The sequence below is a fragment of the Kocuria sp. SM24M-10 genome (assembly GCF_001027955.1).
Taxonomy (GTDB): domain Bacteria; phylum Actinomycetota; class Actinomycetes; order Actinomycetales; family Micrococcaceae; genus Kocuria; species Kocuria oceani.
In genome coordinates, this window is the sequence record NZ_LDNX01000100.1 from 1 (window position 1) to 10,359 (window position 10,359).

The window sequence follows — 10,359 nt, forward strand, 5'->3', positions numbered from 1 at the left end:
GGACCTCGACCCCTACCTTGCTGAACTCACTACGCGAGTCTCACTCCCCACCCGAAAGACGTAGAGCCCGATAAGTTCCTGCGGCGGGTTTGTCCACCAGCCCGGGTGGGCGGATGACGGTCCAGTCCGCGCTGCTGCCAGCCAGTATCTCCTCCATGCAACGCATATCGGTGTAGCTGGCGCCGTAGAGTCGGTGCAGCAACGGGAACAGGATCAGGCGTTGCCCCCAGGAGGCTTGTGTTCCTTGGGCGAGGGTGCCTGAGGAGATGGTGATGATCGGCTGGATCCCGGCCTGTTCCATGGCCTCGAGGAGGTTTTTCGTCCCCTGGGAGTACACCTTGGTGGGGGTCCGCTGGGTGCCGATGCCCACAGCGGAGATCACGGCGTCGACGCCCTCGACCAACGGTCCCAAGGTCGCAGGTTCCAGGACGTTTCCGGGAACGACGGTGAGCCTCTCGTCCCGCGCGGTGATCGCCTCCGGTCGGCGGGCCAGGGCCCGAACCTCGTAGCCGCGGCCGAGGGCCTGGGACACCACGTGTGAGCCAGTGTTGCCGGTGGCCCCGGCGACGGCGATCCTCATTGCGTCTTCCCCGAGGCTGCTGCTGGGGCCGCAGGTGCGGTCTCAGCAGTCGGGGGACCGACACGGGTGGACAGAGGCGTTTCCTTGATGAAGATCGCCAGAATCAGACCGGCCAGTGCGATAGGCACCCCGAGGAGGAACACCGGGGGGAGGGCTTGGGCGAAGCCGTTGACGATGGCTTCCTGGGCCTGGGGCGGCAGGGAGGCGAGCAGTTCGGGGGTCAGGGAGCTGATACCGGCCTCCCCCGCGGGCAGGGGGACGCCGGGCGGCAGCGAGGCCATCTGGTCATCGAGGCGAGCCACGAAAAGAGAACCAAACATCGAGATCCCGAAGGACGCCCCAATCTGCCGGAAGTAGTTGGTCGCGGAGGTGGCCGCGCCCATGTCACGACGGGCAACACTGTTCTGGACGATGACCAGCAGGTTCTGCATCAGGCATCCCACGCCGAGACCGACGACGAACATCGCGGCCGCGGTGAACACATACGCGGAGTCGGCACTGATCATCGACAGCATCACCAGCCCGACCGCCAGGATGACTGGTCCGGTCACGATGTAGACCTTGTACCGGCCAGTGCGCGAGATCAGCTGTCCGGTGCCGATGGTGGCCACCAGCACGCCTGCGGTCATCGGGATCATCATCAACCCGGAGGCGGTGGCGGAGGCGCCGTTGACCATCTGCAGGAAGGTGGGCAGATAGGAGATCGTGGCGAACATGGCGATGCCGACCGTGATCCCGATCAGGGTGGGCAGGGTGAAGTTGCGCTCACGGAACAGGGCCAGTGGCAGCACCGGCTCGGTGGCCCGTCGCTCCACCGCGATGAACGCGGCCACGATGACCACGGTGAGGCCGGCCAGGCCGCGGATGGTCGGGCTGTTCCAGGCGTAGGTGTTCCCGCCCCAGCTGGTGATCAGGATGAGCGTGGTGCTGGCGACGGCCAGCAGCAGCGTGCCGACGTAATCGAGGCGAGGACGCGCCCTGGCGGGCTTGGGCAGGTGCAGGGTGGGGATGATCACCGCCAGAGCCACTGCCCCGAGCGGGACGTTGATGTAGAACACCCACCGCCAGTCCCACACGTCGGTGATGAAACCGCCCAGCAGCGGGCCGCTGACGGAGGCCAGACCGAAGGACGCCCCGATCAGGCCCATGTACTTGCCCCGCTCCCGGGGCGAGACCAGGTCGGCGATGATGGCCTGAGCCCCGATCATCAGCCCGCCGCCGCCGATGCCCTGAATCGCCCGGTAGATGATCAGCTGCGTCATGTCCTGGGCAAGGCCGGACAAGACCGAGCCCAGGAGAAAGACGACGATGGCAAAGACGAAGATGCTCTTGCGCCCGAACAGATCTCCCAGCTTGCCGTAGATCGGCAGACCGATGGTGGCGGCAAGCATGTAGGCGGTGATCACCCAGGACAGGTGCTCAAGACCGTTGAGTTCCCCCACAATCGTGGGCAAGGCGGTGGCCACGATCGTCTGGTCCAAAGCGGCCAACAGGACGGCCAGCATCAGTCCCACGAAGACCAGCGTGAACTGCCGGCGGGTCAGCGCAGCCGTGGGGCCCTCCGGCGAGGTCTGAGAAACGTCGGTGGTCATAGGCTCGCTTTCACGTTGTCAGGCACCAGCGTGCCGGAGAGGACTGTGGGTTCCGATTAACGGTACGGCTTAGTACCGTTAAGAGCAATCCGCGAGGTCGTTCCTCACCGCTCTGAAGGCGCCTGCTGCGGTGCCGGCTCGGTGTGGGGCGGCATCTTCAGCAACGGCAGGACGATGCCGTCCAAGACGTGATTGAGAAAAGCGGCATCGATGGGCCGGCGCAGCACCACCAGTTGCTGGAAAGCCAGGGCCGGCAGGATTCCGCCCACGCGGGCGACGTCGGCGTGCCGGGGAATCTCCTCTCGTTCCACCGCCCGATCAACGATCTTCTCCAGGGTCTGTGCCCTCGGTTGGGCGATCTGGGACACGTAGAGCCCGTGCAGCTGGTCGTCGTCGGAAATGGCGGTGAGAAGCCGGACGAACAGCTGATCCCGCCGCTGGTTGGGATCGAACCACACCCGGGCCAAGGAGGCCAGATCGTTGCGCAGGGTGCCGGTGTCGGGCACCTCGGTATTCCATTCGAAGGCAGCCAGGGCGGCAGTGACCAGTTCGGCCTTGGAGGACCACCGGCGGTACAGGGTGGATTTGCTGGTCTTGGCCCGGGCGGCCACCGCGTCCATCGACAGGTGCTCGTAGCCGACCTCCACCAGCAGGTCCTGTGCCGCGTGCAGCAGTTCCTGTCCACGCCTGGTATCTCGAGGGCGGCCTCGAGATGAGGTGATGCGAGTGGTATTGCGTGATTGCGCCAAGGATTCCCTTTCCGGTGAAGGAGTACTCACGATAGGCGCGTATGTCTGGCTTATGGGCTGTCGGCGGGGCTCGGTTGAAATGCTGAGCTCTAGGCTGTCCCGAATATCTCCGGAACAGCCTCTTCGAGGAGGATGCGGTGGGTGATCTGGGTGAAGCATCGCTGCTCGGTGACAGGCAGGTGCTGGACGAGCTGCTCCAGGGCGGTGGTGGCCTCCTCGTAGAACTGCTCGGCCACCTCCTGCCCGCGGGTCGTCAGCGCGAGGCGCACTGCGCGACGATCCACGGGGGAAGGGTGCCTGGACAACAACCCCTGGCGCTCGACCCGATCGACGAGCCCACTGAGACTGGACTTCTCCAGGCGCAACATGGCGACCAACTCTGCCATGGCGCGGGGCTGGTCCTTGAGAACGCACAACAGCTGCGCCTGGGCTGGAGTGAGGTCGTGCTGGGCGCAGACCGTGGCATAGACGGACTGCACCAGAAAGGACAGCCGCACCAGGGCTGAGGCGGTGCCGAGGGGGTCCGTCACCGTGCTCCTTCCCGAGCGCTCTCTGCCGCTCCAAGCTTATCTTGCAAAAGGTGGCTATACGAACTAATTTAGTTCGTATAGCCAACTATTTTGGGGTGGTGGGGTGGGTGCTTGGGTAGCGGACTAGCCCGCAAGGTGACCGAAAGACCACCACAGCAGCTTCTCACCCGTACGGCTCGGCCCGCCCTCACATGAGCCGCCGATGGTTCGTTCCCTAAATGGAGGTGGATCACGTGCTGGAGACGACTTCTGTACGAGCACATCGAAATTACCCCGACTGCACTGGAGGGCGAGCACCCCACCAAGAGACAAGGGTTCATGCCCGTTCCTTGGCTTCCACGTCCTCCAAGGAGATTTCCATGACCATTGCCCTTTAGGGCTACAAATCCTTCTGGCTCTGTTGTTCGGATTCAGTGGAGGCGCCAAGGCCTTTTGGCCTGAAACCGCCTTACGTCAGGTGCATCTGCCGCCCACAAGAGGCCGCGTGCTCGGGATCCTGGAGGTCCTCGGGGCGATGGTCTTGATCTTGACTGGTCTGCCGGACACCCCCACTGTCCTCACCCTGGTGGCGGCGATCTGCTTCGCTGTCGTCTGGATCGGAGCGATCCTGTTCCACCACAAGGACCCCATCCCCTCGAGGCAACGGCATGCTATGAGCCGCACTACTTCTTGTCTGGCACTGACGACCCTACGGGTTAGTCCTTACCCGCTGGGATGAGCCAGACGATAGAGGCACCATCTTCCATCCCGCTATTTCAGGAGTTGTTCGCACATGTCTGTTCTTATCGTCATCGGCAGCACCCGGCCCGTGCGGGTCGGGCGGCAGATCGGGGAGACCTTGATCTCCACCCTGCAACAAGTCGAGGGCCTCGACGCCTCCCTGGTCGACCTCGCTGAGCTGAACCTGCCCTTCCTCGACGAGCCGCTGATGGCTGCCACCGGCCACTACGCTCATGCGCACACTCGCAAGTGGGCGCAGAGCATTACGGCCGCTGACGGCGTCGTGTTCGTGGTGCCGCAGTACAACTTCGGTTATCCGGCCCCGGTCAAAAATGCCATCGACTACCTCTTCCATGAATGGAAGAACAAGCCCACCGCGGTCATCAGCTATGGCAGCCACGGTGGCAGGCAAAGCTACGACCAGCTCGTGCAAGTCCTCCAGTTCGTCGGCACCGACCTGATCGAGCCAGGAGTTCACATCACCCTCCCACGGGACGCCTACGGGCCCGACGGGCGCCTGCAGGATACCGGGGCCGCCCTGGCGCCCTATCTTCACCAGGTTCGAGCGCTGGGCTCAGCCGTCCTCGAGCGGATGTCCAGCCCGTGCGAACGGCCGCAGATCTCGCTGGTGCCCCGGGCGGCGGACCAGTTGGGCGCTCAGTTCCTCGAAGCGTTCAACACCCACAACCCCGAGGCCCTGGCCGGGCTTTTCCACGAGCACGCCCAGTTCGTCGACGTCATGGGCCACACCTTCGAGGGCCGGGCGGGCATCGAGGCCGGGCATCACCACGTCTTTGCCGGACCGCTCGCGCGGGCCAGCCTCACCATGGAATCGCAGCGTTCCCACCGTCTCGGAGCCAGCACGGTGCTAGTAGAGGTCCGCTGGTCCAGTACCGGCCACGACCTCACCCAGTTCACCGAGGTCGCAGTTCCTGTCCGTCGCCACGGGTTGCTGGTTCTGGTGGCCACCAAACCCGACCCGTTCACCGGGTGGGCGATCGAGCGCAGCTACAACACCGACTTCTCATTAGCCACCACACACGCTGAGGCACATTGAGTGCCACAGGAGGAACCACGCCGTGCCACATGACCTGAGCGGTTGGCACCCCCGTCACCGTAGAGCAGGGGCTGCATCCCGAGGACAGCCCGTTCCCACCCTTCCCGCTGGTGCTGGACGGCGGATCGTCTTCGTACGTTCGATGCGGGTTTCCATCCCGGGCAAAAATGGTGGGAGGCGCTGCGCCCGGTAGGCCGGGGGTGCCCCAGCGCCGGAACATGAACCAGAGCAGTCGCCTTTCCTCCGCTCCGGCAAGGAGAACATCCAGGCGACACCATAGACACGCGGATAGGGTGGGTACATGTCAGCAGGGCGAAAGATCTTGACCTTTGTGGCCGGAGCCACGGCTGTGGGCGGGTTCGCGGCGGACTGGAACCGCACACACCTATTCAATCCGCACTGGCCGCCGCACGCGCGATTCCACGACGCGCAGACCATCGCCATGGGCGCTCTGCTAGGAACCGCCGGGCTGGTCGGACTGAACCGGACAGGTCAGAACCCCGATCGGAGCACCGCCCTGGGGGCGTTGTTGCCCGGCTTCTTCTGGGCCTCCATGGGGGCGGCTTTCGCCTTCCCCGGGGCCCAGGGCCTGCAGGCGGAGTTCCCCGAGCTGGTGCCCCAGGTGGGCGGCGTGTGGATCGACGAGCGATTCGCGGCAGCCGGGATGCTGGGACTGGCCGCCCTCGGCTACGGCCTCGAGAGGCGCGCCCAGCACAACCCCGGGAACTGACGCTGCCCCGACGGCGACATCGAGTCGCCCGCTCTCTATTGCGTTGTGTCCAGTTTTGGGCGGCAGCAGGACCCCGGACCGTGCGGTCCGGGGTCCTGTTCGCGGTGATCGGCGCGCTCCCGCGCCGGTCGCGCGGACCGTGGATCAGATGATGGACCGGCCCCCGGTGCGCGCCTTCTCGAAGCGGGCCTGGACGTCCGCCCAGTTCACGATGTTCCAGAAGGCCTTGACGTAGTCCGCCTTGACGTTCTGGTAGTCGAGGTAGAAGGCGTGCTCCCACATGTCCAGCTGGAGCAGCGGGATCGTGGCGACGGGCACGCCGTTCTGCTGGTCGTACATCTGCTCGATGACCAGGTTGCCGCCGACGGGCTCGAGGGCGAGGATCGCCCAGCCGGAGCCCTGGATCGTGGTGGCCGCGGCGGTGAAGTGGTCGCGGAAGGCGTCGAAGGACCCGAAGTGGTCGTCGATCGCCGCGGCGAGCTCACCGGTCGGCTTGTCGCCGCCCTCCGGGGAGAGGTTGTTCCAGAAGATGGAGTGGTTGACGTGGCCGCCCAGGTTGAACTGGAGGTCCTTGGACAGCTTGGCGGCCGCGGCGCCGTCACCGTTGGCGCGGGCCTCCGCCATCTTCTCCAGGGCGGTGTTGGCACCGGCCACGTAGGTGGCGTGGTGCTTGTCGTGGTGCAGCTCCATGATCTTCGCGGAGATGTGGGGCTCGAGTGCGGCGTAGTCGTAGGGGAGATCGGGAAGGGTGTACTTCTCAGCCATGGGTATTCCTCTCTGGTTCTTCGTGCAGGACAAGGGATGGGGTTCAGTGGGCCGGGTCAGGCGCAGCTGTCCCCAAGCGGGGTGATCTTTAGGGGATGCGGGAGTGTCGTCCCAGCCGGTGGAAGGTCCGGTGGTGGTAGACCAGGGGATCCCCGGCCCCGGCATGGGAGCGAACATCGAGCACCGTGGCGATAAGAACCTGGGAGGCCCCGACCGCCACGCGGTCGGTCACGACACAGCGCAACGCCCAGGGTGCTGCCCGCAGTAACGGTTCTCCCGAGGCCAGGAACTCCCAGTCCTCCTCCTCGGTGAAGCGGGTGGTGCCGGGGGTGGCGAAGGCGCGAACCATCTCGATCTGCTCGGAGTTCATGAGGTGGACGAGGACCGTCTCGGCTGTCGCCAGTACCGGGGCGGTGCTCGTGCCCGAGAGGGAGAACATCAGGGCCGGCGGGTCCGCCGACACCGAGGAGACTGATGAGGCGGTCAGGCCCACCGGGCCGGACGGGCCGGCGGCAGTGATCACGGCCAACCCTGCCGGGTGGTTACGGAAGGCCTCCCGGAAGAGAGTGGTGTCGGGGGTGGTCGCCATCGGGCGGAGGGAAGGAGGGGTCATGTTTGCCCTTTCGTCGCGCGTTCTCGACGTCCTCGGGAACACCCACGACGCTACAACCTCAGCCAAGGTTGAGGTCAAACCGTGCAAACTGACTTCGTTGATCCATGCCCGGTCGGGACTGCCGCACGAACAGGTGACAGATGGGGTCTCATGCCGCGAGGGTCACGGCGGGCTTCATCATGGTCTCGTACTCGATGGGGGTCAACCGCCCCAGACGAGCCTGCCGCCGGCGTCGGTGGTAGGTCCGCTCGGTCCAGGTGACGATCGCGATCCGCAACTCATCCCGGCTCGCCCAGGACCGCCTATCGAGGACGTTCTTCTGCAGCAGGGCGAAGAAGCTCTCCATCGCGGCGTTGTCCCCGGCCGCGCCGACCTTGCCCATCGAGCCGACCAGTCCGTGCCGGTTCAGGGCGTGGCCGAACTTCCGTGAACGAAATTGGGCGGATTCAACCGGTCGTCGCAACAGTGTGCTGTTGAGCTGAGCGTAGTTGTTCCTCGAAGACCTCAGATGGGGTCCGCCAGCCAAGAATGCCTCGGGGCCTGTTGTTGATGGCTCGTGCCACGGCGGCGATGTCCTCGGCACTCCAGCGGGAGAGGTCGGTGCCCTTGGGGAGGTATTGGCGCAGCAGTCCGTTGAGGTGCTCGTTGCTGCCCCGTTGCCAGGGGCTCTTGGCGTCGGCGAAGTAGACGGGCACTGCGGTCTGCTGCGTGAACAGCGCATGGGCGGAGAGCTCTTTGCCGCGGTCCCACGTCAGTGACCGGCGCAGCCTGTCTGGCAGTGGTGTGAAGGCCGCCGCGAGGGCGTCTTTCATGGTCAGGGCGCCGTAGCCGGCCAAGGCCGGTGCGTTCTTCTTCGGCGGGATCAGCCCATAGCCTTCCTGCCGTGGCAGGTGGACCAGTATGGCGTAGCGGGTTGTGCGTTCGATGAGGGTGGCCACCGCAGAGCGCTTCAGACCGATGATGAGGTCCCCTTGCCAATGCCCGGCCACCTTTCGGCCCTCCACCTCCTCGGGCCGCTTGGCCAGCAGGGTCTCCTGAGTTACGTGGGCCCAGGTCTGCTGGCGGGTGCGTGCCCGGGGTACTCGCTTGGTCCGGCCGCGTCGTAGGCACCAGGACAGCCGTCGTTCCAAGCCGCCGCGGCCCTCGATGTAGAGCGCTTGGTAGATGGCCTCCGCGCTGATCCGCATCGATTCGTCCTGAGGGAAGTCGAGGGGAAGTCGCTTGGCGATCTGCTGCGGACTCCACCCGTTCACCCACGCCCGGTCCCCGCGGTGGGGCTTGTTTTTCCCATCCCACGCCGGTCCGGTCGGGCCCACGACCGCGCCCTCGGCGGTGTAGACGGCGCCACGAGTCGGTCCTAGACATAGGTCCTTAGCCGGTCATGAGTCACCATTTTGGCGACCTTGGGCCGGCGGGCCCGGCGTTCGGCGTGCCACTGCGCGGTCGAGGCCTTGTACTCCAAGCGGTATGTGCGTGTGGAGGCGTTCCGGCGCACCTCCCGCGAGACTGTCGATGAGGACCGACCGAGTCGGCGGGCGATCTCGCGCACGCCCGCACCCTGGGCACGCCACAGCGCGATGTCTTCGCGCTCAGCCGAGGAGAGGTAGCGCCCCGTGACCGTAGGGGCCAGTTGCGGATTCACCCCGCCAGCATGCCGGAACCACCGGTGCGCCACCGGTTCTGAAACCCCTGCTGCCACACCAGCCTCTGAGGTTTTGGCGCCTGCCGCGATGGCCGCCCAAAACCGCACCCGGTCCTCGCGCCAGGCGATGGTCGGCCGGCCCGGGGAGACGATCTGACCGCGGTAGGCCTGGACCCGCTTCTGCTTCTCGATGACGCCCATCGAACACCTCATCCTGTAGGTGTTGCGACGACCGGTTGAATCCGCCTTGACTGCCCCTATCCGAGTGGACGATGCAGCCGGCCACATCCCCGCGGCGCGCGACCGCGTTGTGCAGTGCCTGCACCGCCAGACTGGACAACATCGGCGAGTCGATGGAATAGCCCACGATCCGCCCGGAGAAGACGTCCTTGATCGCGCCCATGTAGAGCTTGCCCTCTGCGGTTTTGTGCTCGGTGATGTCGGTCAACCACAGCTGGTTCGGCCCGCCGGCAGTGAAGTCGCGGGCGACGAGGTCATCGTGCACCGGTGGGCCGGGCTTCTTCCCGTTCTTCCCCCGCTTCTTTCCGAACGCCGACCACCAGCGGTTGTCCCGGCAGATCCGCCACGCGCTGCGCTCACACATCACCTCGCCGGCGTCCTTGGCCTCGTCGACCAGGAAGCGGTAGCCGAACTCCGGATCATCATGGTGGGCGTCGAACAGGGCGTTGGCACGGTAGGCCTCGATCAGCTCGGCAGCCGTGACAGGGTCCGCCAGCCACCGATAGTAGGGCTGGCGGGAGAGCTTGAGCACCCGGCACGTCACCGCGACGGGGATCCCGCCGGCGGCCAGCTCACTCACGAGCGGGTAGAGCCTTTTCCCGGCAGGTTCGCCTGCGAGAGGTAGGCCGCCGCGCGTCGCAAGACCTCGTTCTCCTGCTCGAGCAGGCGGATCCGTTTCTTGAGCTCACGGTTCTCCGCGGAATCGGCTCTCGTCACGCCGGGCTTCTCGCCGTCCTCGCCGTTAGCCTGGCGCATCCACTTCGACAGGGTCATCTCGTAGATGCCGAAGTCCTTGGCAATCTGAGCGAGCGTCACTCCGTCTTCGCGGCTGCGGGCCACGCGGACGACGTCGTCACGGAACTTTTGGGGATAGGGAGCGGGCACAGCAACATCCTTCCAGGCCGCCCTGCGGGCAAGCCAGATCGGGTGTCACCTGTTCGTGCGGCAGTCTCCTAGCACTTCACGAGCGACGCAAGTCTGCAGAGAAGAAATGCCATCTGGACAGCAGTACAGTGACGTGGTTCACTGTCTATGGTTGATCGTCTGTGCCTAAGCCTCGATCCACCGATGAGCCTTCGGCTGGCCGTCCTGGCGTGATCGGTGCGAGATGATGCGCCGCGGGCAGGGGTGTGTTCCGTGA

General features: G+C 65.5%; 9 protein-coding genes and 3 pseudogenes. 3 read left to right on the top strand and 9 right to left on the bottom strand.

What is annotated here, in order from left to right:
- Positions 1-40: 40 nt before the first annotated feature.
- From ABL57_RS11140 to ABL57_RS11155, 4 genes are all read right to left on the bottom strand, one after another.
- Positions 41-580: an NAD(P)-dependent oxidoreductase gene (locus tag ABL57_RS11140; protein ID WP_053004920.1), complete on the bottom strand. Its 540-nt coding sequence runs from the start codon at positions 578-580 to the stop codon at positions 41-43.
- Entirely contained in the window at positions 577-2,172 is a 1,596-nt protein-coding gene (locus ABL57_RS11145; protein ID WP_047803548.1) for an MDR family MFS transporter, read from the bottom strand. The genes ABL57_RS11140 and ABL57_RS11145 overlap by 4 nt, the downstream gene beginning before the upstream one ends.
- A 104-nt stretch (positions 2,173-2,276) precedes the next feature.
- On the bottom strand, positions 2,277-3,080 hold the full coding sequence (locus tag ABL57_RS11150; RefSeq protein ID WP_082157397.1) for a TetR/AcrR family transcriptional regulator: 804 nt from the start codon (positions 3,078-3,080) through the stop codon (positions 2,277-2,279).
- A complete protein-coding gene (locus ABL57_RS11155; protein ID WP_047803549.1) occupies positions 3,011-3,451 on the bottom strand; it encodes a MarR family winged helix-turn-helix transcriptional regulator in 441 nt (146 codons plus the stop codon). Before ABL57_RS11155 ends, ABL57_RS11150 begins: the two co-directional genes overlap by 70 nt.
- A gap of 202 nt (positions 3,452-3,653) precedes the next feature.
- Here ABL57_RS11155 and ABL57_RS23535 point away from each other — a divergent pair, with 202 nt between their 5' ends.
- The 3 genes from ABL57_RS23535 (at position 3,654) to ABL57_RS11170 (ending at position 5,958) form a co-directional block, all read left to right on the top strand.
- Positions 3,654-4,169, top strand: a complete 516-nt coding sequence (locus ABL57_RS23535) for a DoxX family protein (RefSeq protein WP_082157398.1) — start codon at positions 3,654-3,656, stop codon at positions 4,167-4,169.
- Between the two features lie 54 nt (positions 4,170-4,223).
- Positions 4,224-5,228 (top strand): SgcJ/EcaC family oxidoreductase, encoded by a 1,005-nt coding sequence (locus ABL57_RS20745; protein ID WP_053004922.1) that lies wholly within the window; start codon positions 4,224-4,226, stop codon positions 5,226-5,228.
- A gap of 301 nt (positions 5,229-5,529) precedes the next feature.
- On the top strand, positions 5,530-5,958 hold the full coding sequence (locus tag ABL57_RS11170; RefSeq protein WP_047803551.1) for a DUF6640 family protein: 429 nt from the start codon (positions 5,530-5,532) through the stop codon (positions 5,956-5,958).
- A 144-nt stretch (positions 5,959-6,102) separates the two neighbouring features.
- Here the strand turns inward: ABL57_RS11170 and ABL57_RS11175 are convergent, their stop codons facing one another.
- From ABL57_RS11175 to ABL57_RS23065, 5 genes and pseudogenes are all read right to left on the bottom strand, one after another.
- Entirely contained in the window at positions 6,103-6,723 is a 621-nt protein-coding gene (locus tag ABL57_RS11175) for a superoxide dismutase (protein WP_047803552.1), read from the bottom strand.
- 88 nt (positions 6,724-6,811) lie between these two features.
- A complete protein-coding gene (locus tag ABL57_RS11180; protein WP_152683377.1) occupies positions 6,812-7,312 on the bottom strand; it encodes a flavin reductase family protein in 501 nt (166 codons plus the stop codon).
- Between the two features lie 172 nt (positions 7,313-7,484).
- Positions 7,485-7,844: pseudogene (locus ABL57_RS11185) on the bottom strand (integrase core domain-containing protein); the annotation flags it as partial.
- Positions 7,783-9,179: pseudogene (locus ABL57_RS11190) on the bottom strand (IS30 family transposase). The pseudogenes ABL57_RS11190 and ABL57_RS11185, both read right to left, overlap by 62 nt.
- Positions 9,180-9,225: 46 nt before the next feature.
- Positions 9,226-10,103: pseudogene (locus tag ABL57_RS23065) on the bottom strand (IS3 family transposase); the annotation flags it as partial.
- Between the last annotated feature and the right edge of the window lie 256 nt (positions 10,104-10,359).

What these genes read in the sequence shown, in the direction of transcription:
- ABL57_RS11140 (WP_053004920.1), bottom strand. Translation starts at nt 580, where the DNA reads ATGAGGATCGCCGTCGCCGGGGCCACCGGCAACACTGGCTCACACGTG.
- ABL57_RS11145 (WP_047803548.1), bottom strand. Translation starts at nt 2,172, where the DNA reads ATGACCACCGACGTTTCTCAGACCTCGCCGGAGGGCCCCACGGCTGCG.
- ABL57_RS11150 (WP_082157397.1), bottom strand. Translation starts at nt 3,080, where the DNA reads ATGCTTCACCCAGATCACCCACCGCATCCTCCTCGAAGAGGCTGTTCC.
- ABL57_RS23535 (WP_082157398.1), top strand. Translation starts at nt 3,654, where the DNA reads ATGGTTCGTTCCCTAAATGGAGGTGGATCACGTGCTGGAGACGACTTC.
- ABL57_RS20745 (WP_053004922.1), top strand. Translation starts at nt 4,224, where the DNA reads ATGTCTGTTCTTATCGTCATCGGCAGCACCCGGCCCGTGCGGGTCGGG.
- ABL57_RS11170 (WP_047803551.1), top strand. Translation starts at nt 5,530, where the DNA reads ATGTCAGCAGGGCGAAAGATCTTGACCTTTGTGGCCGGAGCCACGGCT.
- ABL57_RS11175 (WP_047803552.1), bottom strand. Translation starts at nt 6,723, where the DNA reads ATGGCTGAGAAGTACACCCTTCCCGATCTCCCCTACGACTACGCCGCA.
- ABL57_RS11180 (WP_152683377.1), bottom strand. Translation starts at nt 7,312, where the DNA reads ATGGCGACCACCCCCGACACCACTCTCTTCCGGGAGGCCTTCCGTAAC.